Here is a 25,800-nt window from a genome sequence, read left to right as displayed (position 1 = left end):
GGGCTCATTATATGCAATGAAATGTCGGGTCTTTCGACGCCAAAATGCGCTTTTTACCGTTCTTAACAGTTGTTAACCGCTCTTATCCCCACTTCGTCGGCCGTCACTCTAATATGCTTCTGACGAACACCGGCAATATTTGCAGACGAGGAGCCCATGATGAAATCAACCGGATGGAAGACGCTGGCCAGCAGCGCCCTGCTTGCAACCCTGCTCGCGACTCCAGCATTGAGTCTGGCCGACCACCATAAAGGGCAGGGCGAGGGCTGGAAAGAAGGGCACCACGAGCGGATGCTAGAGCACATGGCGGAAAGGCTGGAACTGACTGAGGGGCAGAAAGCCCAACTCAAGGCCAACCGTGATGCCAATCAGGAAGAGCGCATGGCGCAACGCGAGAAGATGCGCGAGCTCCGCAAGCAGATTAGCGAGGCCATTGACTCCGGTGCCGACCAGGCCACGTTGGATCAACTGGGTGCAGAGCTGGGGCAGCTTCAGGTCAGCCAGATGCAGGATAGACATCGCCGTTATGAGGAGCTGGAGTCCATTCTCACCGATGAGCAGAAAGCCAAGCTCGAGGAAATGAAGTCCGAGCGCAAAGCCCGCTGGCGCGAACGGCACAAGCAGCACAAGGGGGGCGCTGATACCCAGTAACCCGTCTACCACTCCCAGACCCCACTCCGGCTATCCCTGCCCCGGATTCCCGGAGGTCTCCCTGAGCGCCCCGCCATGCGGGGCCTTTTTCTATCCGGTGAAAGCGCCAAATCATGTGACTCATGGCGGCTCCGGACCGTGTCCTGCCTTGCCGATGTCCGCCTTAGCTGGGAAAATACCGCGCCGCCGGTGGTCGGCAGAGCGGACTGAGGAGTAATTGTGAGCAAAATCGGCTTGTTTTTTGGCAGTGATGAGGGCAATACCGAGACAGTGGCCCAGCGTATCGTCGCCCGGATGGGGGAAGATCGCGTCGATCTGCACGATATCGCCGACGTCACCCAACTTGAGATCGAGAACTACCAGCAGCTGATTTTCGGCATCCCCACCTGGGATTTCGGCCAGATTCAGTCTGACTGGGAGGAATTCTGGGAGGATGTGCAGGAGATCGACTTCAGCGGCAAGACTGTGGCGCTGTTCGGGCTCGGCGACCAGTTTGGCTACGGCGACTATTTCCTCGACGCCATGGGCATGTTGCACGATGTCATCGTCGAGCGTGGCGCCAGAATTGTTGGCCTCTGGTCCACCGAAGGCTACGAATTCGAGGCCTCCAAGGCGGAAATTGAAGGCGAGGGCAAGTTCGTCGGACTCGGTATTGACGAGGATCAGCAGGAGGAGCTGACCAGTGACCGCCTGAACCGCTGGTGTCGCCAGGTTGCCGAGGAGTTCGGTCTTGAGGGCGGCGCCGACAGCGTTGCGGAGCTGGACGATTGACCACAATGAAACCCTCCCTGACCTTCAAGGAATTCTGGTCCTGGCTGGCCGAGCATCCGAACTGCATCCTGCGCGCTGGCAGTGCGGATGCCGTTATCTACGACGATGACGACTACCACTGGCGCTTCGCCGAGGAGGATCAGCGCACCCTGCTGGTCCAGGTCATGCGCGGTAAGCGTCCGGTCGCCGAGCTTTTCATTGAGCCCGAGCACATCTCCACTGTGCAGGTGAGCCCCGGGGAAAAGGGCGAGTACAACTTCGATCTGCTGGTGGAGTGGCAGGGCCAGACACAGGTGGCCTACTACTTTGTTCTCACCCATGGGTTGGAGGAGAGCGACAAAAAGCCCGAACATCCGCGCAGTAGTAGTCCGGGTAGCCCCCGGGGGCGCCTGCACTAACAGGCAGGCTCTCTGTCGCAGATACAGCCGGTCTTGAGCGGGAGAGCTGCGCTTATCTACTCAAGTGTTGCTGCGTTCATCGCGCTTTTTTTACTTCTTCGCGCGCTCTGTTGAGCCGACGCCAATGTGCTGATCGAGAAATTCTAGCAATTGCCCGTAAAGCTGTAGATTGCTGTCCTCGGCATAAAAGCCATGGCCCTCATTTGGCAGTATCAGGCTCTGGTAGGGTTTATCTGCTGCGTCCAGTTGTTCGATCAGTGCTTCAGCGTGCTCGACAGGTGCGCGCTCGTCCTGTGCCCCGTGGACAACGAAGATCGGCAGCTTCAACTTGTCCACGTTGTGTAGCGGGGAATTCTCCTGCAAAAAAGTTTCGTCTCGGCTGACGACCTCCTCCAGATAGGAAACTCCCCGATCCCGCCGACGGATATCCCCTCGCTCATAAAGCATTTCCAGATCGTAAACACCTACATACCCTGCTGCACACTGATAAAGGTCGGGATAGCGAATTGGATTCATAAGGGCGGAATATCCGCCGAAACTCGCACCAAAGATGCACAAACGCTCAGGGTCGGCATAGCCTTTGTCGATTGTCCACTGTGCTGCTTCGGCAATGTCGCGCTGGATTTTACTTCCCCATTCTCGTGTGCCAGCTTTCAGGAAGTGATCCCCGTAACCCGTGGAGCCACGGAAATTCACCTGGAGTACCAGATAGCCATTTTGCGAGAGGATTTGCGCCTGGCGATCATATTGCCAGTAGTCCCGCGCACGCGGACCGCCGTGAGGGACCACCACCATCGGCAAATTTTCCCGCTGTCCCCTGGGAAATGTCAGGTAAACACCGACCTTGAGCCCATCCTTGGAGGTAAAAGAAGCCGCTTCCATGGGGTTGAGCTTGTCTGGCTCCAGCCAATCGGCCGAAGGCAGGAGAAAGTCGGCCCGTTTTGTTTTCAAGTCCAGCAGGAAATAGTCACCGGGCAGCCTGTCACCGGAAACTCGAAGTACGGCCTTGCTGCCATCCTTGGTGACACTGGTGAAACTGATTCGATGCCCCTCAAATGCCTTGAGTAGCCCGCGGTAAAAAGCTGCAAACCCGTCCCCCTCATCGAAGAAGTAAGCCTCGGGGTAGTCGGGGTCGACTCTAACTCCGATGGGTTGCCCGGATACTGGGTGAGTAATAATCCCGGTGATATCTACGTCTTCGTGCCGGAAAATGGGAGTGACATGCCCGGAATCCATATCCATTCTGATGAGCTGTTCAGTTGCCCCCTTTCGGTCGCGAACCAGGTAAGCGGCATTGGCCTTCTGGTCAAATCCGATAGGGACGCTCTGGGAGAGCTGCTCGTCTTCAATAGGATTCCAGCCATTTTCCGCTTTGCGGAATAGCTCGTAATTTCTCTCTTTGTCCGTTCCGTTGGCGAAAATCAGGTTGCCATTTCCATCGGTATAGGCGCGGCCCCCGATCTGGGGCAAGTTGATTACCCGGTCCCGTACGCCGGAATAGATATTTACCCGGTAGACACTCCCGTGGCTTTCGAAGTCGCGGGCCCAGGGGCTCGTGGAGATGAGAATTTCTTCGCCATTATCGATCAGCGGGTCAATGATTGTGGCGTGGGCACGAGTGCTCTCTGCTTTTTTGATCTTTGAGCCGGTCTGCATTTCACCTGCGCGCCAGCCAAAAATGAGTTTGCCGCGTGATCCATCGACATTGATCGCATACAGGGAGCCGTAGTTGACGGGTTGCTCCAGAGCCGCTCGGCGGGACAGAAGCTCTGCGACTATACGCTCGTTATTTGCCCAGTAAAATTCACCGACTTCTTCCTTGCCGCGCCCCCGGAGACCGCCGGTAATTTTCAGTGGCGACAGAGACATGAAGACCAGTACGTGCTCGCCCTCGTGAAGCTTGCGAAGGGCAATATGTTTTCCATCTGGAGAGATTTTTAACTGTTGAATCTCGGTGTGGCGGATGAGGTCGTTAAGGGGAATGGTTGCCGCCGGACTCAGGGAAGGCAATAGCAAGAATATGATAATCAGGGCAGAGAGCAGAGATGCAGGTCGGCGCACGACGAGTTCCTTGTGCAGAAAAGGGTTCGCCTTTGATTATGCCGACGGCCAGCAGGCCCCTAAAGGCCTGCTCCGGAACTGTGTCACATTTTTTGATTACATGAGAATACACATGAGGATATGTCGATACATATCCTTTAAAAGGTCGAGGTCCGCCGCGCGAACACACTCATCTACTTTGTGAATTGTGGCGTTAACCGGCCCCAGCTCAACTACCTGTGCTCCCGTCGGGGCGATAAAGCGGCCGTCTGAAGTGCCGCCGGCAGTGGAAAGCTCCGTTTCGTTGCCGGTCACCTGGCGAATCGCGGACTGGGCGGCCTCCACCAGGGGGCCCTCAGCAGTGAGGAAGGGCTGGCCGGAGAGGTTGAAGTTGGCTTCGTAGCTGAGCCCGTATTTGTCCAGGATCGCCCGCGCCCGCTGTTCCAGTTGTTCGGCGGTGGTCTCGGTGGAGAAACGCCAGTTGCAGACCACCTGCACCTCGCCGGGGATCACGTTGGTGGCGCCGGTGCCACCATTGATATTGGAGACCTGGAAGCTGGTTGCGGGGAAGAAGTCGTTGCCCTGATCCCACTTTTCGCTGGCCAGCTCCGCCAGTGCCGGGGCCAGCCGGTGAATGGGATTCTCCGCCAGGTGCGGGTAGGCTACATGTCCCTGCACACCAAAGACGGTGAGTTCCAGGCCGAGTGAACCACGACGGCCGTTTTTGATCACGTCGCCCACGCGCTCGGTGCTGGAGGGTTCTCCCACCAGGCAGCAGTCGATTTTCTCCCCTTGCGCTTCCAGCCATTCCACCACCTTGACGGTGCCGTTGTTAGCCGGGCCCTCTTCATCGCTGGTGATCAAGAATGCGATGCGACCACTGTGATCGGGATGGCTTGCGACGAACTCTTCACAGGCCACCACCATGGCGGCGAGCGAGCCTTTCATATCGGCTGCGCCGCGGCCGAACAGATAGCCTTCCTCGATCACCGGTTCAAACGGCGGGTGCTGCCAGTTTTCCTCGGGTCCGGTGGGCACCACATCGGTGTGGCCGGCAAAGGCAAACAGCGGGCCCTCACCCTTGCCCTCGCGCACGGACCAGAAATTGTCGGTATCACCTCGGCGCAACCGGGTGGTCTGGAAGCCGATTTTTTCCAGACGCTCTAACATCAGCTCCATGCAGCCGGCATCTTCCGGGGTGACTGAACGGCGGCGAATAAGGTCGCTGGCGAGACGAATGGTTGGGGTCACAGAGCGCAATTCCTTTTTACATTGACTGTTGGCTGCGTGCAGGCCACTGGGGGTTGGGCTGCAAACGTTTGGGCGCAATTTACACGAATCCATTCTCGGGCCCGGCTGGCCATCCTTGGCCACGCGCACAGTAACGATCAGTTGCTGTGCAGCGCTTCATTCAGCTCGATTGCCGATTTGTTGGTCAGGCACTCGACCGCACCGTTGGTGGAGTTGCGGCGGAACAGCAGGTCGGATTTTCCTGCCAGGTCGCGGGCCTTAATGTGCTCCACCAGATTGCCGCTGTCGTCCAGCAGTGCCACTTTGGTACCGGCCGTGATGTACAGGCCAGCCTCTACGGTGCAGCGATCGCCGAGCGGAATACCGATGCCGGCGTTGGCACCGAGCAGGCAGTTGGCGCCGACAGAGATCACAATGTTGCCACCGCCGGACAGGGTGCCCATGGTGGAGCTGCTGCCGCCCAGGTCGGAGCCGGCACCAACGAAAACGCCGGCAGAAATGCGGCCTTCGATCATGCCCGGGCCCTCGGTGCCGGCGTTAAAGTTGACGAAGCCCTCGTGCATGATGGTGGTGCCCTCGCCGAGGTAGGCGCCGAGGCGCACGCGAGCGGTGTGGGCGATACGCACGCCCGCCGGTACTACGTAGTTGGTCATCTTGGGGAATTTGTCCACGCAGGCGACGTCGAGCACTTCGCCCTTGAGGCGCGCTTCCAGCTGGCGCTCCGGCAGCTCTGCCAGGTCGATTGCGCCCTGGTTGGTCCACGCAACATTGACGAGTTTGCCGAAGATGCCGTCGAGCTTGGTTTCATGGGGTTTGACCAGGCGGTGCGAAAGCAGGTGCAGCTTCAGGTAGGCGTCTGGCACTGACTGTGGCGCTTCGTCGGTAAATAGCAGGGTGGCCACGAGCGGACGCTGTGTCTGGGCAAACTGGCGCAGGATCTCCGCCTGCTCAGTGGCACCGGTGGCATCCAACCGTTCGGCGAGTGGGGCGAGCTGCGCCGGATCGAGGGCGATTACCTCGTTGCTGTCGCCAGCTTTCAGTACTTCAATAACCGCTTCGGCGACTGCCGCCGGGGGATTCAGCATGGGTTTGGGGTAGTAGACTTCGAGCCACTCGCCCTTCCGGTTGCAGGTGCCCACTCCAAATCCGAGGCTGTACATCGCGTTCATCAGTTCGTCCCCTTCTCTAACAGTTCTGAAAATTCTTTCTCTTTGAAACCGAAGCGTGTTTCACCCGCACTCTCAGTCACAGGTCGCTTGATCAGTGTCGGCGTCTCAGTGGCCAGAGTCAGTGCAAGCGCATTGTCCATCTTTTCTTTCTGTTCATCGGTCAGCGCCCGCCAGCTGGTGGAACGGCGATTCAATACGTTTTCCCAGCCGGATTCTTTCAGCCACTTTGCCACTGGCACGGATTCCATACCGTCTTCGCGAAAATCGTGAAAGGTGTATTCAACGCCGTTCTTTTCCAGCCACTTGCGGGCCTTTTTGACGGTGTCACAGTTCTTGATGCCGTAGAGAGTAATCATGCCTTCTTCGTCTTTTTCGGGTTTTTGCGTGCCGGGTAACAGGTGGTGCAAATTTCACAGACGGTGCCGTCGCAGCCCCGTGCTGTGCAGTATTCGCGACCGTAAAAGATGATCTGCAGGTGCAGTTTGTTCCACTTCTCCCGCGGGAAAAGCCGCTTCAGGTCCTTCTCGGTCTGTGCCACATTCTTGCCGCTGGTCAGTCCCCAGCGCTGAGCCAGCCGGTGAATATGGGTATCTACAGGGAAGGCCGGATGACCAAATGCCTGGGCCATGACCACGCTGGCGGTCTTGTGCCCCACGCCCGGCAGGGTTTCCAGGGCGGCCATATTTTCCGGCACCTGACCGTGATATTCGTTGATAAGAATCTGGGACAGATTGCTGATTGCTTTGGCCTTTTGTGGGGACAGCCCGCAGGGGCGGATAACCCGCTGGATCTCATCCACCGGGATCTTCGCCATATCGGCGGGGTTGTCCGCCAGCTCCCACAGGGCCGGGGTGACCAGGTTGACCCGCTCATCGGTGCACTGTGCGGAGAGCAGTACCGCCACCAGCAGTGTGTAGGGGTCTTTGTGGTCGAGTGGAATCGGTGTCTCTGGATAGAGCTCCTCCAGGCGCTTGAGGACAAGCTCCACCCGTTCCTTCTTCAGGAGATTTCTTACTGCCGTCTCCACCTTGATACTTTCCTGCGTTGTTTTGTCTGAGAGAGGGTGGCCGACCTCACCCGCAGAAGTGTCGGATGCGGCGCGCCGCTTCAACACATTCCTCGCGGGTCGCCACCAGTGCCATGCGCACGTATTCCGCGCCGGGGTTTTCACCGCCCACCTGTCGGGCGAGGAAGCTGCCTGGCAAAACGGTAATGTTCTGTTGCCGGAACAGCTCGCGGGCGAAGGTCTCGCCGTCACCTACGCGGGGCCAGAGATAAAAGCCGGCCTCGGGTTGGGCGACATCCAGGCAGCCGTCGAGAATTTCGAGCACTGAGGCAAACTTCTCGCGATAGAGCGCGCGATTATGCCGCACGTGTTCCTCATCCTGCCAGGCGGCGATGGAGGCAAACTGTGTGGGTAGCGGCATCGCGCAGCCGTGATACGTACGGTAGAGCAGAAATTTCTCCATGATTTCAGCATCGCCGGCGACGAAGCCGGAGCGGAGCCCGGGCAGGTTCGATCGCTTGGAGAGGCTGTGGAATACCGCACAGCGCCGATAGTCATTGCGGCCGAGCTCTTCGCATACCTGCAGCAATCCCACCGGTGGCTTCGTTTCGTCGAAGTAGAGCTCGGAATAGCACTCGTCGGAAGCGATGCTGAAATCGTAACGGTCTGCAAGAGCGAGTAATTTTTTCAGGTCGTTGGACGTGAGCAGTGCACCGGTGGGGTTGCCGGGGGTGCACAGGTAGAGCAGCTCGCAGTCCTGCCAGACTTGCTCCGGCACAGCGTCGAAGTCCGGTTTGAAGCCATTATCTGCACAGCAATTGACGAAATGGGGCTCTGCGCCCGCCAGCAGGGCCGCGCCCTCGTAGATCTGGTAGAAGGGATTCGGCATGACCACCCTGCTACCGGGCGAGACGGCGGCCTGGGCAAAAGCGAAGAGCGCTTCCCGGGTACCGTTGACCGGCAACACCTGGGTGTCGGGGCAGACGTCAGCCAGCTGGAAGCGATGGCGCAGCCATTCGGCGATGGCATTGCGCAGCGCGTCGATGCCCTTGGTCGCGGGGTAGGCGGCGAGCTTGTCCAGGTTTGCGGCCAGCGCCTCCGCAGCGAATGCGGGAGGTGTGTGTTTGGGCTCACCGATCGACAGGGCGATATGGGGCTTGTCCACAGGCGTCACTTCTTTTTTCAGTGAGGCCAGCTTGGCAAAGGGGTAGGGCTGCAACAGCTCCAGTCGATTATTCATCCCGCGTCCGATCCTTAACGGCTTGGTATTTTTCAGTGCGCCTGGTCTTTGACCTGGTGGGCATCCAGCTCGCGGCAGATGGCCTCTTCCAGTTCTCGATTTGCCGATTCGTCCAGCAGTGGCTCGCCGTCGGCATCCGTGATGTGGAACACGTCCTCCACCCGTTCACCCAGGGTGGAGATCTTCGCGTTGTGCAGTCTCAGATCGTGGGCGATAAATATTCGCGCGATACGTGCCAGCAGGCCGGGGCGGTCCGCACTGATGATCTCCAGTGTGCTGTACTGATCGCCGGGCTCGGTGGTCAGGGTTGCGCGGCTGGCGAGTTCGAACATCTTCAGGCGTCGCGGTGTGCGCCGCTTGATGACTTTTGAGTAATCTTCCACTAGCGATAGCTCCTGTTGCAGGGTGTCCCGGATCTGCTCCAGGCGTCCCGGTTCGTCCAGCAGCGGCTGTCCGGATTCGTCCAGCACATAGAACGTATCGAGTGTGTAGCCCGATGCGGAGCTGTACAGGCGCGCGTCGTGGATGTTCAGGTTGAGCATGTCGAGGCCGGTGACCACCGCGGCGAAGACGTTGGCGCGATCGGGCGTATAGACGAAAACTTCAGTCGCGCCGTCGTGCTCACCGGGGCCGGAATTTCGGGTCAGCACCAATGTGTCATTGGGATCGCCCTTTTCGTTGGCGCAGTGCAGCTGATGAATGGCTGCAGTGTGCCAGGTGATGTTGTCGGCGCTCTCCCGGACAAAATAATCCTCGCCCATCTGTGCCCAGATTTCGCTGACGGCCTCGCCGTCCAGCCCCATATCGAGCAGGCGGCTGCGGGCCTGGGCCTGGGTCTCCTCGATAATCTCTTCACGGTCGATAGGGTTTTCCAAGCCGCGGCGCAGAGCCCGATGGGTGCTTTCGTAGAGCTGACGCATCAGGCTTGCGCGCCAGCTGTTCCAGAGTTCGGGGTTGGTGGCGTTGATGTCGGCCACGGTCAGCGCATAGAGGTAGTCCAGGTGCTCCCGGTCTCCCACTTCACGGGCGAAATCGTGCACTACCTCGGGGTCTGAAATGTCCTGTTTCTGCGAAACGAAACTCATCAACAGGTGTTTTTCCACCAGCCAGCAGACCAGGCGGCGGTCGCGCGAGGAGAGGTTGTGGCGCCGGCCAAATGCATCGGCGTCGACCACTCCCAGTTTGGAATGGTCGCCACCGCGCCCCTTGGCGATATCGTGGTAGAGGCCGGCGATGTAGAGCAGTTCCGGCTTGCGCATGCGCGCCATGATTTCCGCGGCGATGGGGAATTTCTGCCACGCTTCGGGGCTGCGGAAGCTGCGCATGTTACGCACCACCTGCAGGGTGTGGGCATCGACGGTATAGATGTGGAACAGGTCGTGTTGCATCTGCCCTGTGACGCGACCGAATTCCGGCAGGTAGCGTCCGAGAATACCGTAGCGAGTCATGCGCGTAAGCTGGGTGGACAGCCCACGCGGTGAGCGCAGCAGTTGCATGAACAGGTCCGCGTTTACTGAATCTTTGCGGAAACGGTCGTCGATCAGGTGGCGCTGCTCGCGGATCAGGCGAATAGTAGAGGCGCGCACGCCCTCAATATCCGGGTTTTCCGCCATCAGCACGAAAATTTCCAGCAGGGCGGAGGGCTGCTCGATAAAGACGTTGGTCTGGGTGACCTCAATGGTGTCATCCCGCAATTGAAAACGCTCGTTGATCGGCGTGACCGACTGTCGCTCACCCCGCTGCAGGATGGCCTCATCGAGGAACTGCAGCAGCACATCGTTCAGCTCCCGCAGCGCCATGACGATGCGGTAGTAACTGTGCATGAACTGCTCCACGGCCAGCTGCGTACCGCTGTCCTGGTAGCCGAACTGCTTTGCCAGTTCTCGTTGATAGTCGAACAGCAGTCGCTCCTCGGCGCGTCCGGCCAGCAGGTGCAGGCCGTAGCGGACCCGCCAGAGAAAATCCTCTCCGGACTGGAGGATGGCGAACTCCTCCTCGGTGAAAAAGCCCTTGCCCTGCAGTTGCTTCAATGTGCGGACACGGAAATAGCGCTTAGCCACCCAGCCGATGGTCTGGATGTCCCGCAGGCCACCGGGCGCATTCTTGATATTGGGTTCCAGGTTGTACTCGGTGTCCCGCTGGCGGCTGTGTCGATCGCGCTGTTCGGCGGACTTTGCCGCGAAGAACTCTTCGGCGGGCCACAGATTCTCTGGAGCCATACGCTCGTTCAGTACAGTGTAAAGGCGCTCATCACCGACAACGGTGCGACATTCCATCAGGTTGGTGGCGACAGTAATGTCTTCCGCCGCGAGCTCGATGCAGTGGTCGACGGAGCGCACCGAATGGCCGATATCCAGGCCAAGGTCCCAGAGAAATGCGACCAGGCGCTCGATGTTTTCGATCGTGTGCGGGGCTGAGGAGTCGCTGGTGAGGATCAGCAGGTCAATGTCCGAGTGGGGGTGCAGCTCTCCGCGGCCGTAACCGCCAACTGCCAGGAGGGTGATGCCCTCGGGCCAGTCGTACTGGTGCCAGGCGTAGTGCAGCAGGCAGTCGACGAACAGCGCGCGCTCGTGCACCAGTGTGCGCACATCCTCACCTTCACGGAAGCGCTCGGCCATCTGGTGGTCCGCGGCACCCACGGCGTCCTTAAAGATTTCAAGCGGGGGCTTGGTGCCCTCGCTCAGTGCGCGGCGGAAGCGGGCCTGGTCAAAGAAGAACAGAGGGCGTTCGAAGTAAGGGATGTTGGCCGGCTGCATTGTCTTCCCGTTGCTGTGTACCGGGCTGGCACGGTGGCTGGATGTCTGCTGTCGCACTCAGCGTTAGATGGTCTCTCAGCCGGGGGAAGCGGTGCCCCCGGCAGCGAGAGGTCAGAAGCTTTCTTCGCTCCGCGCAGTCAGGACTTCAACGCCATCTTTGGTCACCGCCATGGTGTGCTCCCACTGGGCGGACAGGCGGCGATCCTTGGTGATCGCGGTCCAGCCGTCGCCGAGCACACGGGTTCCGGCCTTGCCGGCGTTGATCATGGGCTCGATGGTAAAGGTCATGCCTTCCTGCAATACCTCACCGGTTCCCGGTTTGCCGTAGTGCAGGACCTGCGGGTCCTCGTGGAAGACATCGCCGATGCCGTGGCCGCAGAAGTCGCGCACGACCGAGTAGTAATTCTTTTCCGCGTGCTGCTGGATGATATGGCCGATGTCGCCCAGTGTGGTACCGGGGCGCACGATCTCGATGGCCTTGTAGAGGCACTCCTGGGTGATGCGGACCAGTCGCTCGGCATGGGGGGCGGCTTCGCCCACGAAGTACATCTTACTGGTGTCGCCGTACCAGCCATCCTTGATCACGGTGACATCGATATTGATGATGTCACCCTTTTTCAACACCTTGCTCTCGGCGGGGATGCCGTGGCAGACCACCTCGTTCACGGAGGTGCAGATGGACTTGGGGAAACCACGGTAGCCGAGGCAGGCCGGGATAGCCTGCTGCTTGTTGACTATATGGTCATGACAGCGGCGATCCAGTTCCTCGGTGGTGACCCCGGGGACCACGTACTCGCCTATCATTTCCAGTACTTCCGCGGCCAGGCGGCCAGCAGTGCGCATTTTGGCGATCTGTTCCGGCGTCTTGATGCTTGAGGTCATAGGATTCCCTGAATTGGTTGCACGGCGGCGGGCTCGGCCCGCGGGGCGCGCTATTGTAGCGGATTCGGCATCGCCGGGCATTAAATGGCGGTTCGGGTCGCGTGCGGCGCTTTCAGTGCGTGCCGGTATGTGGTATAAAGCGCGCCGCTTCGGGCCGCTCTGGTCCTTAGCGAATGCCAAAACGTCACACACACACCGGCACATGCGCCTGGGTGTCCCGCCTCGCGGGATTGGTGCATGGGGTGTGTGGAGGATATAACCCGGGAAGTTGTCGCCAAAACCATTCGGCCGGCTTCCGCGATATTGAGGTTTAGTTATGCCGCAAGTCAGCATGCGCGATATGCTGCAGGCTGGTGTCCACTTTGGTCACCAGACCCGCTACTGGAACCCGAAAATGGATCAGTACATTTTCGGTGCCCGCAACAAGATTCACATCGTCAACCTTGAGCACACTGTGCCGGCTTTCAATGAAGCCCTGCAGGTGATCAAAGGTATGGCTGCTCAGAAGAAGAAGATCCTGTTCGTTGGTACGAAGCGCGCCGCTTCCAAGTCCATCAAGGAACAGGCTGAGCGCTCCGGCCAGCCCTACGTCAGCAACCGCTGGCTGGGTGGCATGCTCACCAACTACAAGACCATCCGTGCTTCCATCAAGCGTTTCCGTGACCTGGAGACTCAGTCCCAGGACGGCACTTTCGAGAAGCTGACCAAGAAAGAGGCGCTGATGCGCACTCGCACCATGGACAAGCTCGAGCGCTCCATCGGTGGTATCAAAGATATGGGCGGCCTGCCGGACGCGCTGTTCGTGATCGACGTCGAGCACGAGCGCATCGCGATCCAGGAAGCCAACAAGCTGGGTATCCCGGTCATCGGCGTAGTGGACACCAACAGTGATCCGGCTGGCGTTGACTACGTGATCCCGGGTAACGACGACGCCATCCGCGCAATCAAGCTGTACACCACTGCTGTGGCTGACGCTGTGATCGCTGGCACCGCCGAAGCGGGCGGCGCAACCGCGAAGGATGAGTACGTCGAAGCGAGCGACGACGAAGCCGCTGCGGACTCTTAATTGAGAGAATCGCAGGGCGTAGCAGCGCAGCAGTGAATGCTTGCGCTGCGAACTCGGAAAGGGGCCCATGCATCGGCCCCTTTTTTCTAATTTTTAGTGACAGAACCCCGAGGATTGAATCATGGCGATTACCGCGTCTATGGTAAAAGAACTGCGCGAGCGCACTGGCCTGCCGATGATGGAGTGCAAGAAGGCACTGACCGAGGCGGATGGCGACATCGAAAGAGCGATCGAAGACCTGCGCAAGGCCTCCGGCCTGAAGGCTGCCAAGAAAGCCGGTCGTACCGCTGCTGACGGCGTGGTTGCCACTAAAGTGGCCGACGATGCCAGCTACGGTGTACTGGTTGAAGTCAACTCCGAAACCGACTTCGTTGCCCGCGATGACAACTTCAAGGCATTTGTAGAGAAGGTTGTCGAGAAGGCATTCTCCGAGCGCCAGGAAGACGTTGCTGCGCTGATGGAAGGCGAGCTGGAAGCCGCTCGCGAAGCTCTGGTGCAGAAGATTGGTGAAAACATCGGTGTGCGCCGCATTCAGGTGGTTGAAGCGCCGGTAGTTGGCTCCTACGTACACTCCAACAGCCGCATCGCCTGTCTGGTTGCCCTGAGCGGTGGCGACGCTGAGCTTGCCCGCGACGTGGCCATGCACGTTGCTGCGAACAACCCGCAGGTGAACAAGCCGGAAGACATGCCGGCCGACGTGCTGGAAAAAGAGAAGGAAATCATCAAGGCCCAGCCGGATATGGAAGGCAAGCCCGCTGAGATCGTCGAGAAGATGATGGGTGGCCGTATCAACAAGTTCCTGAAAGAAAACAGCCTGGTTGAGCAGCCGTTCGTCAAGAACCCGGACGTGACCGTTGGCAAACTGGCCAAGGACGCTGGTGCCGATGTTGTTTCCTTTGTGCGCTTCGAAGTGGGCGAGGGTATCGAGAAGGAAGAGGTGGACTTCGCTGCCGAAGTGGCTGCGCAGGTCAAGGGCTCTTCCTGATTCGATTGCAATTAGCCGTGACCGCCCCAGTCGGGGCGGGATACGGTGTTCAGCCGCCGGGCGGCGGCTGACCGGACGGGGTGCCGCTGGCAGTGCTCATACTGGGTGCTGTCGGGGCACCCCTCTGTGTAAATGACCGAAATTGTTGTAATGTTCGGCGGCAGTGCCCGATTGCGCCACAGAGGACCCGAGAATGCCCGGAATAAAAGACCGCAAGTACAAGCGAATCCTGCTCAAGCTCAGTGGAGAGGAGCTGATGGGGGATCAGGGCTTTGGAATCAGCCCCAAAGTTCTGGACAAGATGGCCCTGGAAATCGGCCAGCTGGTAGGTATCGGTGTGCAGGTGGGTCTGGTGGTTGGCGGTGGCAACCTGTTCCGCGGTGCTGCCCTGCACGCGGCTGGTCTCGACCGGGTTACCGGCGACCACATGGGTATGCTGGCCACCGTGATGAATGCCCTGGCACTGCGCGACGCGCTGGAGCGCTCTAATATCTCCTCCCGGGTCATGTCGTCGATCCAGATGAGCGGTATCGTCGATCACTACGATCGCCGCGCCGCCATTCGCTACCTGGAGCGGGGCGAAGTGCTGATTTTTGCCGCCGGCACCGGCAATCCCTTCTTTACCACCGACTCTGCCGCCTGCCTGCGCGGCATTGAGATTGAAGCCGAGCTGGTCCTGAAGGCCACCAAGGTGGACGGTGTCTATTCCGCCGATCCGGTGCTCGAGCCCACGGCTACCCGTTACGACCGCCTCACCTTCGACGAGGTTCTGGACAAGAAGCTCGGGGTAATGGATTTAACCGCAATCTGCCTGTGCCGGGATAACAACCTGCCCGTGCGGGTCTTCCGCATGAACAAGGCCGGCGCGCTGCTCAATATTGTTGTGGGCGGCGAAGAGGGCACGCTAATTGAAGAGGAAGTGAAACAGTGATCGAAGACATCAAGAAAGATGCAAAAACCCGCATGAGCAAAGCGCTCGACGCGCTGGGTACCAACTTCAACAAGATCCGTACCGGCCGCGCGCACCCGAGCATTCTCGATGGCATCCGCGTCTCCTACTACGGCAGCGATACGCCGCTTTCACAGCTGGCCAATGTCAACGTCGAGGACGCGCGCACTCTCTCCGTGACTCCCTGGGAAAAGAACCTGGTGCCGGAGATCGAGAAGGCGATCATGAAGTCGGATCTGGGGCTCAATCCCAGCACCGCTGGTGCCGTCATTCGCATTCCCATGCCGATGCTCACCGAGGAAACCCGCAAGAACTTTATCCGCGAAGCCAAGGGTGAAGCGGAGACTGCGCGCGTTTCTATCCGCAATATCCGTCGCGATGCCCTGGCGGAAGTGAAAGCCCTGGTGAAGGAGAAGGAGATCTCCGAGGACGAGGAGCGTCGCGCTGCGGATGAGATCCAGAAGATCACTGACAAGTTTGTGGCCGACGTGGACCAGGCCCTGGCGGCCAAAGAAAAAGACCTGATGGAAATCTGATGTCTTCCAGAGGTACCGGGGAAGAACTGCCGGCGGGGCCGCGCCATATCGCCATCATTATGGACGGCAATGGTCGCTGGGCTGCTCGTCGCGGTCTGTCCCCCTCTGCCGGCCATAAGGCCGGCGTCGAGCGCATCCGCGATCTGCTCTCCGCCTGCCGGGAGCGGGGGGTGGAAGTGCTGACGCTGTTCGCTTTCTCCAGCGAGAACTGGCAGCGACCACCGAAAGAGGTGGAGCTGCTGATGAGCCTGTTCCACTCTTATCTCGGCCGCGAGGCGCGCCGGATGCGGGATGAAGGGGTGAGGCTGCGGGTGATCGGCAGGCGGGATCGCTTTTCCCCGCGCCTGCAAAAGGCCATTGCCGAGGCCGAGGCCGTGACGGCCGGCGGTGAGCGCGGCACGTTGGTGATTGCCGCCGACTACGGTGGCCGCTGGGATATTGCTCGGGCAGCCCGCCAGATGGCGGAAGAGGTGGCTGCAGGCAGCCGCTCGCCTGATTCCGTCACCGAGGACTCGCTGGCAGCATACATGACTCTGGCGGACTTGCCGCCGGTGGATTTGCTCGTCCGTTCCAGTGGCGAGCAACGCATCAGCAATTTTATTTTATGGCAGGCGGCCTACAGTGAATTCTATTTCACGGATACACTGTGGCCCGACTTCGGTACGGCCGAGCTGGATATGGCGATCGAGGCCTACCAGCGCCGGGATCGCCGCTTTGGCGGTCGCAATGACGGCGGGCTGGCAGTACAGGCCTGACGCCGGGAGAATCAAAAAAAGGGTTTGACGGTGCTAAAACAAAGAATAATTACCGCGCTGGTATTGGTGGCTCTGTTTCTCGGGGCGTTGTTTCTCCTCCCCATCCAGTCGTTTACAGTGGCCACCGTGGTGGTCATTCTGCTCGGCGGCTGGGAGTGGGCCAATCTCTCCAATCTGAATCGGGCGCTCCGCTTCGTGTTCCTGGCGGCGCTCGGCGTGGCGCTTATCGGTGTTGCGCAGTATGTTTTCGCCATGGACTTCGCCAACCCGGACACTTCCCGCGCGCAGGAAGTCCTGGCCGTGGCCTGTGGCTGGTGGGCGCTCGCTTTCCTGTGGGTGCAGAGCTATCCCGCCAGTGCCATGTTGTGGGGCAATCGCTGGGTACGGGGCCTGATCGGGCTGGTGGTTCTGGTTCCGGCCTGGCTGTCGATGGTGATTCTGCGTGGACAGGATCACGGCGCTTGGCTGGTGCTGTTCGTCGTGGCTGTGGTGGTCGCGGCGGATGTCGGTGCCTACTTTGTCGGCCGCCGCTTCGGCAAGCACAAGCTGGCCCGCGAGGTGAGTCCAGGCAAGTCCTGGGAGGGCTTTTTCGGCGGTCTGGCGGCCTGCCTGATCCTTGCCATTGTGGTATCCATCGCCTTGTCGCTGCCCATGAAAAACAGCCTGCTGTTCACCTTCGGGATCCTCGTTACCGCCGTCGCCTCAGTGATCGGCGATCTGGTGGAGAGCATGTTCAAGCGCCATCGAGGTATCAAGGACAGCAGTCGTATCCTGCCCGGTCACGGCGGTATCCTCGACAGGTTGGACAGTCTTTCTGCAGCCCTGCCGGTGTTTACCATGGCCGCACTCGCCAGCGAGCTGCCCAAATACCTGTAACGACTTCCGCAACCCGCAGCAAGGGTCCGGATGACAGAGGCCCGAGAGGTACTGAACGAGCCTATGCCAGCTTCGCAGCAACAATCCGTTACCGTCCTGGGTTCCACCGGATCCATCGGCGTCAGCACTCTGGATGTGCTGGCGCGCCATCCCCAGCGCTATACCGTCTTTGCTCTGACCGCCCGCGAGCGGATCGCTGAGCTTGCCCAGCAGTGCCGGCGCTTTGAGCCCCGATATGCCGTGGTGCCAGAGGCCCGCGCGGCGGAGCTGCGCGATTTGTTCTCGATCAATGATCTCTCCACGGAAGTGATTACAGGCGTCGAAGGATTGTGCCGTGTGGCTGCAGCACCGGAGGTGGATGCGGTGATGGCAGCAATCGTCGGTGCAGCCGGCCTGCGGCCGACCCTTGCCGCGGTGAGGGCGGGGAAGAAAGTGTTGCTCGCCAATAAAGAGTCCCTGGTGATGGCGGGGCCGCTGTTTATGGAGGCCCTGGCCGAGAGCGGTGCGGAGCTGCTGCCGATCGACAGCGAGCACAATGCCATCTTCCAATGCCTGCCGCACCCCTGTGGTGATCTCGAGGCCGCGGGTGTGGAGAAGATCCTCCTCACCGGCTCCGGCGGCCCTTTTCGTGAGCATGCGCCGGAGGCGCTGCATGAGGTGTCTCCCGAAGAGGCCTGTGCGCACCCCAACTGGTCCATGGGGCGCAAGATATCGGTGGATTCCGCCACCATGATGAACAAGGGGCTCGAATTCATCGAGGCCTGCTACATGTTTCATGCCCGTCCGGAGCAGATCGAGGTGGTGGTGCACCCGCAGAGCATCGTCCACTCCATGGTGCAGTACCGGGACGGCTCCCTCCTGGCCCAGATGGGCAACCCGGATATGCGCACGCCTATCGCCCATGCACTGGCGTTTCCACAGCGCATCGACAGCGGTGTGGCGGCGCTGGACCTGATCAGGCAGGGCCGGCTGGACTTTGAGGCGCCCGATCCCGAGCGCTTTCCCTGCCTGCGCCTGGCCCGGGAGGCCATTGACGCCGGGGGCAGTGCGCCCACGGTACTGAATGCTGCCAATGAGGTGGCGGTGGAGGCATTTCTTGACCGCCGGCTCTCGTTCACCGGTATTTCCCGGTTGATTGAGCGAGTCATGAAAAACACCCCGGTCATTGAACTGACGGGTCTGGAGGCAGTCGAAAGTGCGGATCGGGAAGCCCGCGCGCTGGCGCGTGGCTTTCTCGGGTCGGTCTGAGCCGCTTATCTGTTCCCGGGTGCGTTATGATGGGCGCCCCGTCGGTGTTCTCCGCTGACCCAATTAGGTGAATTAGTAGTCAGTTTATGGACTTTATTCAGACAGTAATCTGGGCCCTGGTGGCTCTCGGTGTACTGGTCGCCTTCCATGAGGCCGGTCACTTCCTGGTTGCACGCCTGTGCGGTGTAAAGGTATTGCGCTTTTCCATTGGCTTTGGTCGTCGCCTTCTGTCTCGCTACGACCGTCACGGTACCGAATTCACCATTTCTGCCATTCCCCTGGGCGGTTATGTGAAGATGCTGGATGAACGCGAAGGGCAGGTGCCCGCGGACCAGCTGGATCAGGCGTTTAACCGCAAGAGTGTCTGGGCCCGCATTGCCATCGCAGCGGCCGGCCCGGCGGCAAACTTCCTGCTGGCGATCGTGCTGTTCTGGGTCGTGTTCATGGGTGGTACGGCTGGCCCGGTGCCGGTCGTGGATGAGGTTGAACCCGGCAGTATTGCCGCCCGCGCTGGTCTGGACGCGGGGCAAGAGATTGTCGCTGTTGACGGCGAGTCCACGCCGACCTGGCAGGCGTTGAACTGGCGACTTGCCAATCGCCTCGGGGATTCCGGCACGATCGAATTTACCGTGCGCTACCCGGATTCCGACCTGGAATACCACTCCTCGGCGGATATCGAGCGCTGGCTCGCCGGTCAGGAGGTCGCAGATCCGCTGGCCGAGATTGGCCTGACGCTCTGGACTCCCTCTGTCACCCTGACCCTGTCCCGGGTCACCGAGGACAGCGCTGCCGAGCGGGCAGGGCTGCTAGCCGGCGACACCGTACTCGCTACTGACGGCGAGCGTTTTGAAAGCTGGGAAGCCTGGACTCAACATGTACGGGCAGCGGCTGGACAGGTCCTGCAAGTGGAAGTGGATCGCGATGGCGAACGGCTGTTGGTGCCAGTGAAGCCCGAGGCCGTCACTCTTGAGAGTGGTGAGGTGATTGGTCGTATCGGTGTGCTGCCGGTTGTGGAGACCTGGCCCGAAGACCGGGTCCGTACCTTCCATTACGGTTTTGTCGGCGCGGCGATGAAGGGGCTGGGGGAGACCTGGGACAAGACCCTGTTTACTCTCAACAGCCTGAAAAAGCTCATCTTCGGCGAGCTCTCCACCAAGAACTTGAGTGGCCCAATCACCATTGCTAAAGTGGCCGGCACCTCGGCGGAGGCGGGTTGGCAGTCTTTCTTGTCACTGCTGGCGCTGCTCAGTATCAGCCTCGGGGTGCTCAACCTGTTGCCTATCCCTGTCCTCGATGGGGGACATCTCCTTTACTACGGTATTGAGGCGATCAAGGGCTCTCCCGTCTCTGAACGGGTGCAGATGATCGGGCTTCAGGTAGGCATGATTCTGGTGCTCGGCATCATGGGGCTTGCCCTGTACAACGATATCCTGCGCCTATAGCGGCGCTTTGGGCCGGAGGGGTCCGGTCACCCAACTGGAATTGCGAATAAGAAACTCGGATTTATTCAATGAAAGATTTCCTCAAAGCGGCCTCGCTGGGCCTGGCTCTTCCCATCAGTGCCGTGGCCCAGTCGTTCGTGGTCAACGACATCCGTGTGGAGGGCCTGCAGCGGGTGTCCGCCGGCTCCGTTTTCGCAGCGCTGCCGGTACGTGTCGGTGATCAGATCGAAAGCCTGGAGATCCAGAGTGCGACCCGCGCGCTGTTCCGGACCGGTTACTTCCAGGATATCCAGATTGGCCGTGAAAACGGTGTGCTGGTTATCACTGTGCGCGAGCGTCCGGCAATCTCCAAGATCGAGATCACCGGTAACAAGGCGATCAAGAGTGAAGACCTGTTGAAGGGCATGGAGGAGAACGGTCTCGCCGAGGGGCAGATTTTCAAGCGCGCAACTCTTGAAGGCCTGGCCCAGGAACTTCAGCGGCAGTACGTTGCGCAGGGTCGCTACGGCGCCAGCGTCACGACCGAAGTCAAAGAGCTGCCCCGCAATCAGGTGGAATTGAAAGTAGTGGTGGACGAGGGCTCCGTCGCTGCCATCAAACACATCAATGTCGTCGGCAACAGGGCGTTCTCCGACGAGGAGCTGGCTGAAATCTTTGAGCTGCAGACCACAGGTTGGCTTTCGTGGCTGCGCAGCGACGACAAGTATTCCCGGGAAAAACTGACCGGTGACCTGGAGCGTCTGGAATCCTATTACCTGGACCGCGGTTATCTCGAATTCCGCATTGAGTCGACCCAGGTGTCCCTGAGCCCGGACAAGCGCAGTGTTTTCATCACCATCAACGTCAATGAAGGTGATGTGTACACCGTGAGTGAGGTGGATCTGGCTGGCGACCCGGTGGTGCCGGAAGAGGAGATCGAGCGCCTGCTGTTGGTACGGGAGGGGCAGACTTTCTCCCAGGTACTCATGACCACCACTTCCGATTACATCACCAAACGCCTGGGTAACGAGGGTTATACCTTTGCCGAAGTGAATGGTATGCCCGAACCCAACGAGGACGACAAGACGGTCAAGGTGACCTTCTTTATCGACCCGGGTAAGCGCGCCTATGTGCGCCGCATCAACTTCCGCGGCAATACCCGTACCTCTGATGAAGTGTTGCGCCGCGAGATGCGTCAGATGGAAGCGGCTTCCGCGTCTTCGGCCCGCATCGAGCAGTCCAAGGTTCGTCTGGAGCGCCTCGGTTACTTCAAGGAAGTGCAGGTTGAGACCGCAGAGGTTCCGGGTACTTCCGATCAGATCGATGTGGAATACACCGTTGAGGAGCAGCCCTCCGGTACCATCGGCGGTACCGTCGGTTACGCCCAGGGTAGTGGTCTGGTCCTCGGCGCCAACATTCAGGAGAACAACTGGCTCGGCACTGGTAAGTCCGTTGGCGTGGCGATCAATACCTCTCGCTACCAGACAGTAGCCAATTTCTCCTATACCGATCCGTATTTCACCCCCGATGGTGTGAGCCGCGGCTTCAATATTTTCTATCAGGAGCGCGACTACTCCGAGATCAACCTCGCCAGCTACAACACCACCACCTATGGTGCTGGCCTCAGCTTTGGTTACCCGATCTCCGAGATCTCTCGCGTTGGCCTGAATTTCGGTTTTACCCACCTGGAACTGGGCAACAGCCGTAACTCCGTCAAGGAAATCAGTGAGACGCCACGGCCGATCGAAGGGGTAGAGGATTTCATCCTCTCCACTGACCTGGAAGCGTCGCAGGAAGAGCTGTTGGCGGCGGCCGAGGCGGGTGAGTCCCTGAGCCTGGGTGAGCTAGTTGAGCCGGAGTTGCTGAACACCGACCTGAACGGTTTCGTGGATCTGTACGGTGATACCTTCGACTCCTTCACTGTCACCACTTCCTATGCCCGCTCCACGCTGAACCGCGGCATCCTCGCCACCCGTGGCGCCTCGCAGCGCGCTTCCTTCGAAGTGGCGGTACCGGGTGGTGATCTCGAGTACTCGAAGCTCATCTATACGGCGCAGTATTTCCGTCCGCTGACCAAGGACCTGACCCTGCGTCTGCGCACCCGTCTCGGTTATGCGGATGGCTTTGGTGACACGCCAGAACTGCCATTCTTTGAGAACTTCTATGCCGGTGGCTTCGGTTCCGTGCGCGGCTTCGAGCGCAATACCCTGGGGCCGCGCTCTACACCCGCGACACCCTACCGGCTGGTGAGCTGTGGTACTGAAAACGGCGTGATCACCGAAAGCTGTTATGTGCTGAACGCCGATACCGATCAGCTCGAGGTGATTAATAATCAGCGCGAACCGCAACCTTTCGGCGGCAATATCCTGGTCGAGGGTAGTGCGGAAGTGATTTTCCCGCTGCCCTTTGTGAAGGATCAGCGCTCCATGCAGTCGACTTTCTTTATCGACGCCGGTAACACTTTCGATACCAGTTGTGGCGAGAGCCAGCTCAACTGTTACGATGTGGGCCTCGATCACATCAACGTGTCGGCAGGTATCGGCCTGACCTGGATCACCGGCTTCGGTCCGCTCCAGTTCTCTGTCGCCAAGGCGCTGGAGAAGAACGACGAGGATGAAGTGGAAGTGTTCCAGTTTACTCTGGGTAACAGCTTCTAAAATGCATGTGCTCCGCAAGAGGCGGCAGCGAACGTAAATACACTAACGATAAATAGAGCAAAACGGAGAATACGACGTGCTTAAAACCTTAAAGATTACCGCAGTACTGCTGGCCGGTTTCCTGGCTTCCGCTCCCGCGCTGGCCCAGACCAAAGTGGCTGTATTCAACCTGCAGGCGGCGATCATGAGCACCGAGGCTGCCAAGTCTAAGGTGAATTCGCTCAAGACCAGCTCCGAGTACTCCAAGCTCCAGGGCAGCGCTGAATCTATTCGTGCTGAGGTGCAGAAGCTGGCCGAGGACGCGCAGAAGAACGGCGTGACCTGGTCCGAGGAGCAGAAGGCCGAGCATCAGCGCAAGATGAACTTCAAGCGTTCCGACTTCGAAACCGCGGTGAAAAAACTGCGCGCAATGGAAGCCCAGGTGGGTCAGGATATCCAGAAAACCATGGCGCCGAAGGCCAAGACCGCACTGGAGACGATCATCAAAGAGCAGCAGCTGGACCTGGTTCTGGATGCCAACTCCGCGTACTTTGCCGGCCCGAAAGTTGACCTGACCGCGCTGGTTGTCGAGCGCATGAACGCCGACAAGTAAACAGCAACAGTCCCTTGATGAATGACAATCTGACCCTCGCCCAGCTGGCGCAACAGCTGGGCGCAGATTTGCGGCTGGCAGAGGGCGCCTCTGCCGAGCTGCTTCCCTCCGGCCTGAATACCCTGCAGGACGCCACTCCCACCGAAGTCAGCTTCCTGGCCAGTGCCAATTATCGGCGCTTCCTGGCTGAAACCCGTGCCTGTGCCGTATTGGTGACAGAGGACATGGCGGACGCTTGTCCGGTATCTGCCCTGGTGGTGGCCAACCCCTATTATGCCTTCGCACGGGCTACCGCAATTTACGACCGTACTCCGACACCTGCCGCCGGCGTGCATCCCGCAGCCAGCGTCCACCCTGAAGCCGAGGTAGATCCCACGGCCAGCGTGGCTGCCGGTGCTGTGGTTGAGGCCTACGCGCAAATCGGCGCCGGTGCGGTAGTTGGTCCCAACAGCGTGGTCGGAGAGGGCAGTGTCATCGGTGCGCGCACGCGACTTCACGGCAACGTAACCGTGTATCACGGTTGTGCTATTGGCAGTGATTGCATCATTCACAGTCACGCGGTGATTGGTGCCGATGGTTTTGGCTTTGCCCCCAGTGGAGGCCAGTGGACCAAGATTCACCAGCTCGGCGGTGTCGAGATCGGTGATGAGGTGGAGATAGGTGCCTGTACCTGTATTGACCGCGGAGCCCTTGGTAATACTGTGATTGGGCGCGGGGTGAAGATCGACAACCAGGTGCAAATCGCGCACAATGTCCAAATTGGTGACTACTCAGCCATTGCTGCATGTTCGGCGGTGGCGGGCAGCGCCACGATCGGCAAGCACTGCACCATTGCTGGAGGTGCCGGGGTGGTCGGCCACGTGACTGTGGCGGATAAAACCCACGTAACCGCCATGACGCTGGTAACCAAGTCCATCGCCAAGGCCGGATCCTACTCCAGTGGTACGCCTTTCTCTGACAGTCGCAGCTGGCGCCGCAGTGCGGTGCGTTTTGCGCAGCTGGATGAGATGGCCAAGCGCCTGCGCGATCTCGAGAAGCAGTTGGCCAATGCCAGCTCCGGTGAAGGCGACTGACCCGGCCGGCGAAGCTACTATCTTTACGAGCTATTTTTTTCGGGGCGAGAGTCCTGTCTCACGTTAATGTGATTTAACCTCGAGGCAGTATCTTTCGCCCCGAATGTATTTCTGGGGACATTTCAAATGATGGACGTTCGCGAGATTCGTCAATACCTGCCGCACCGCTACCCTTTCCTGCTGGTCGACCGGGTCGTAGAGCTGGAAGAGGGCAAATACATCAAGGGATACAAGAATATTTCCATCAATGAGGAAGTGTTCAATGGGCATTTTCCCGAGGTGCCGATTTTCCCAGGTGTGATGATTGTCGAGGCGCTGGCGCAGGTATCCGGAATCCTCGGGTTCAAGACGCTGGGCCAAAAGCCGGAAGATGGCTACCTTTACTTATTTGGTGGCATCGATAATGTGCGCTTCAAGCGTCAGGTTGTGCCTGGCGACAAGCTGACGCTGGAGTCGGAAGTAGTTTCGGAACGACGCGGTATCTGGAAGTTTGCCTGCAAGGCCACCGTAGAGGGTGAGCTGGCGGCGACTGCCAACGTGCTCTGTGCGGTAAAGCAGGTCTGATCACACCCGCTGGGGGAGCCGGCAGTCCGTGACCGATCCGGTTCCTTTATTCCCCAAGTGCGTTTAAAGTAGCCGGATTTTTCAGATTCGAGGAACGGGACGCAACATGCAGACAGAAATACACCCCACGGCAATTGTCGACGACTCGGCAGTGATTGGTACCGGGGTGCGCATTGGTCCCTACAGCATTATCGGCCCCAAGGTCGAGATCGGCGACGGCTGTGAAATCGGTTCCCACGTAGTGCTCTCCGGCCCGACCAAGCTCGGCCGTAACAACCGGATCTACCAGTTCTCCTCGGTGGGTCAGGATACCCCGGACAAGAAATATCAGGGCGAAGACACCACGCTGGTGGTGGGCGACAACAATGTCATTCGTGAGGGAGTCACCATTCACCGCGGCACGGTACAGGATCGCGGTGAGACCACCATCGGCAATGACAACCTGATCATGGCTTACGCCCATGTGGGTCACGACAGTGTGATCTGCAACAATACGATTCTGGTGAACAATGTGGCCCTGGCGGGCCATGTAGAAGTGCGGGACTGGGCCATCCTCAGTGGTTTTAGTCTCGTACACCAGTACTGCACCATCGGTGAACACGCATTTACCGGGATGGGCGCCGCTATCGGCAAGGATGTCCCGGCCTACGTGATGGTCGCGGGTAACCCCGCCGAGGCGAAAACCATCAATGCCGAGGGACTTCGCCGCCGCGGCTTCTCCCGCGAGGATATTTCCCTTATCAACAAGGCCTACAAGATCGTCTACCGCCGCGGACTGACGCTGCAGGAGGCGCTGGAAGCCCTGATCGAACTGCGTGAGCAGTCGGCTGTCGTGCAGCCCTGGATCGATTCACTCAAGTCCTCCAGTCGCGGTATCGTGCGCTGAGGCGCTCCCTCCCCCTGTTTGAACACAA

General features: G+C 59.4%; 24 protein-coding genes. 16 read left to right on the top strand and 8 right to left on the bottom strand.

The features are described 5' to 3' along the window. The first annotated feature begins 156 nt into the window (after positions 1-156). The 3 genes from AUP74_RS15710 (at position 157) to AUP74_RS15700 (ending at position 1,820) form a co-directional block, all read left to right on the top strand. Complete coding sequence (locus AUP74_RS15710; RefSeq protein WP_069948383.1) at positions 157-651, top strand: Spy/CpxP family protein refolding chaperone; 495 nt, start codon at positions 157-159, stop codon at positions 649-651. Positions 652-870: 219 nt separating this feature from the next. Further along, the gene (locus tag AUP74_RS15705; RefSeq protein ID WP_069948382.1) at positions 871-1,422 is read left to right on the top strand and encodes a flavodoxin; all 552 of its coding nucleotides are present in this window, start codon (positions 871-873) and stop codon (positions 1,420-1,422) included. 5 nt (positions 1,423-1,427) lie between these two features. Further along, the gene (locus AUP74_RS15700; protein WP_069948381.1) at positions 1,428-1,820 is read left to right on the top strand and encodes a hypothetical protein; all 393 of its coding nucleotides are present in this window, start codon (positions 1,428-1,430) and stop codon (positions 1,818-1,820) included. 90 nt (positions 1,821-1,910) lie between these two features. Here the strand turns inward: AUP74_RS15700 and AUP74_RS15695 are convergent, their stop codons facing one another. The 8 genes from AUP74_RS15695 to map all read right to left on the bottom strand — a co-directional run bounded on the left by AUP74_RS15695 (position 1,911) and on the right by map (position 12,164). Beyond that, the gene (locus AUP74_RS15695; protein WP_083261045.1) at positions 1,911-3,881 is read right to left on the bottom strand and encodes an alpha/beta hydrolase family protein; all 1,971 of its coding nucleotides are present in this window, start codon (positions 3,879-3,881) and stop codon (positions 1,911-1,913) included. A gap of 96 nt (positions 3,882-3,977) precedes the next feature. After that, positions 3,978-5,111 (bottom strand): succinyl-diaminopimelate desuccinylase, encoded by a 1,134-nt coding sequence (gene dapE, locus AUP74_RS15690; protein ID WP_069948380.1) that lies wholly within the window; start codon positions 5,109-5,111, stop codon positions 3,978-3,980. 137 nt (positions 5,112-5,248) lie between these two features. Beyond that, on the bottom strand, positions 5,249-6,280 hold the full coding sequence (gene dapD / locus AUP74_RS15685) for a 2,3,4,5-tetrahydropyridine-2,6-dicarboxylate N-succinyltransferase (protein WP_193427341.1): 1,032 nt from the start codon (positions 6,278-6,280) through the stop codon (positions 5,249-5,251). Further along, the gene (locus AUP74_RS15680) at positions 6,280-6,636 is read right to left on the bottom strand and encodes an ArsC family reductase (RefSeq protein ID WP_069948378.1); all 357 of its coding nucleotides are present in this window, start codon (positions 6,634-6,636) and stop codon (positions 6,280-6,282) included. Before AUP74_RS15680 ends, dapD begins: the two co-directional genes overlap by 1 nt. After that, the gene (nth, locus tag AUP74_RS15675) at positions 6,633-7,307 is read right to left on the bottom strand and encodes an endonuclease III (RefSeq protein ID WP_069948957.1); all 675 of its coding nucleotides are present in this window, start codon (positions 7,305-7,307) and stop codon (positions 6,633-6,635) included. Before nth ends, AUP74_RS15680 begins: the two co-directional genes overlap by 4 nt. A 46-nt stretch (positions 7,308-7,353) precedes the next feature. Continuing rightward, positions 7,354-8,526, bottom strand: a complete 1,173-nt coding sequence (gene dapC, locus AUP74_RS15670) for a succinyldiaminopimelate transaminase (RefSeq protein WP_069948377.1) — start codon at positions 8,524-8,526, stop codon at positions 7,354-7,356. Positions 8,527-8,558: 32 nt separating this feature from the next. Continuing rightward, entirely contained in the window at positions 8,559-11,282 is a 2,724-nt protein-coding gene (locus AUP74_RS15665; RefSeq protein ID WP_069948376.1) for a [protein-PII] uridylyltransferase, read from the bottom strand. Positions 11,283-11,393: 111 nt separating this feature from the next. After that, complete coding sequence (gene map, locus AUP74_RS15660) at positions 11,394-12,164, bottom strand: type I methionyl aminopeptidase (protein WP_069948375.1); 771 nt, start codon at positions 12,162-12,164, stop codon at positions 11,394-11,396. Positions 12,165-12,480: 316 nt separating this feature from the next. On the opposite strand from map, the gene rpsB reads away from it, so the two are divergent. The 13 genes from rpsB to lpxA all read left to right on the top strand — a co-directional run bounded on the left by rpsB (position 12,481) and on the right by lpxA (position 25,772). After that, complete coding sequence (gene rpsB / locus AUP74_RS15655; protein WP_069948374.1) at positions 12,481-13,230, top strand: 30S ribosomal protein S2; 750 nt, start codon at positions 12,481-12,483, stop codon at positions 13,228-13,230. Positions 13,231-13,351: 121 nt separating this feature from the next. After that, entirely contained in the window at positions 13,352-14,215 is an 864-nt protein-coding gene (gene tsf / locus AUP74_RS15650; protein ID WP_069948373.1) for a translation elongation factor Ts, read from the top strand. Between the two features lie 193 nt (positions 14,216-14,408). Next, on the top strand, positions 14,409-15,146 hold the full coding sequence (pyrH, locus tag AUP74_RS15645) for a UMP kinase (protein WP_069948372.1): 738 nt from the start codon (positions 14,409-14,411) through the stop codon (positions 15,144-15,146). Next, entirely contained in the window at positions 15,143-15,700 is a 558-nt protein-coding gene (gene frr, locus AUP74_RS15640) for a ribosome recycling factor (RefSeq protein ID WP_069948371.1), read from the top strand. The genes pyrH and frr overlap by 4 nt, the downstream gene beginning before the upstream one ends. Continuing rightward, positions 15,700-16,455 carry a polyprenyl diphosphate synthase gene (uppS, locus tag AUP74_RS15635; RefSeq protein ID WP_069948370.1) on the top strand — a complete coding sequence of 252 codons (756 nt, stop codon included), beginning with the start codon at positions 15,700-15,702 and terminating at the stop codon, positions 16,453-16,455. Before frr ends, uppS begins: the two co-directional genes overlap by 1 nt. A gap of 30 nt (positions 16,456-16,485) precedes the next feature. Further along, positions 16,486-17,331: a phosphatidate cytidylyltransferase gene (locus tag AUP74_RS15630; protein WP_069948369.1), complete on the top strand. Its 846-nt coding sequence runs from the start codon at positions 16,486-16,488 to the stop codon at positions 17,329-17,331. 30 nt (positions 17,332-17,361) lie between these two features. Continuing rightward, a complete protein-coding gene (gene ispC / locus AUP74_RS15625; RefSeq protein ID WP_226999822.1) occupies positions 17,362-18,579 on the top strand; it encodes a 1-deoxy-D-xylulose-5-phosphate reductoisomerase in 1,218 nt (405 codons plus the stop codon). 86 nt (positions 18,580-18,665) lie between these two features. Next, positions 18,666-20,021 (top strand): RIP metalloprotease RseP, encoded by a 1,356-nt coding sequence (gene rseP / locus AUP74_RS15620; protein ID WP_069948368.1) that lies wholly within the window; start codon positions 18,666-18,668, stop codon positions 20,019-20,021. A 68-nt stretch (positions 20,022-20,089) separates the two neighbouring features. After that, positions 20,090-22,657 carry an outer membrane protein assembly factor BamA gene (gene bamA, locus AUP74_RS15615; RefSeq protein ID WP_069948367.1) on the top strand — a complete coding sequence of 856 codons (2,568 nt, stop codon included), beginning with the start codon at positions 20,090-20,092 and terminating at the stop codon, positions 22,655-22,657. A 76-nt stretch (positions 22,658-22,733) separates the two neighbouring features. Then, positions 22,734-23,249, top strand: coding sequence for an OmpH/Skp family outer membrane protein (locus AUP74_RS15610; protein ID WP_069948366.1), 516 nt, complete (start codon positions 22,734-22,736; stop codon positions 23,247-23,249). A 17-nt stretch (positions 23,250-23,266) separates the two neighbouring features. Next, positions 23,267-24,322, top strand: a complete 1,056-nt coding sequence (gene lpxD / locus AUP74_RS15605; RefSeq protein WP_069948365.1) for a UDP-3-O-(3-hydroxymyristoyl)glucosamine N-acyltransferase — start codon at positions 23,267-23,269, stop codon at positions 24,320-24,322. A 126-nt stretch (positions 24,323-24,448) separates the two neighbouring features. Continuing rightward, positions 24,449-24,886 carry a 3-hydroxyacyl-ACP dehydratase FabZ gene (gene fabZ, locus AUP74_RS15600; protein ID WP_069948364.1) on the top strand — a complete coding sequence of 146 codons (438 nt, stop codon included), beginning with the start codon at positions 24,449-24,451 and terminating at the stop codon, positions 24,884-24,886. Positions 24,887-24,992: 106 nt separating this feature from the next. Then, the gene (gene lpxA, locus AUP74_RS15595) at positions 24,993-25,772 is read left to right on the top strand and encodes an acyl-ACP--UDP-N-acetylglucosamine O-acyltransferase (RefSeq protein ID WP_069948363.1); all 780 of its coding nucleotides are present in this window, start codon (positions 24,993-24,995) and stop codon (positions 25,770-25,772) included. Positions 25,773-25,800: the final 28 nt, after the last annotated feature.

This window comes from Microbulbifer aggregans (assembly GCF_001750105.1).
Lineage (GTDB): Bacteria > Pseudomonadota > Gammaproteobacteria > Pseudomonadales > Cellvibrionaceae > Microbulbifer > Microbulbifer aggregans.
The sequence above is the reverse complement of the archived record's forward strand: the minus strand, read 5'-3'. Positions and strand labels throughout refer to the sequence as shown.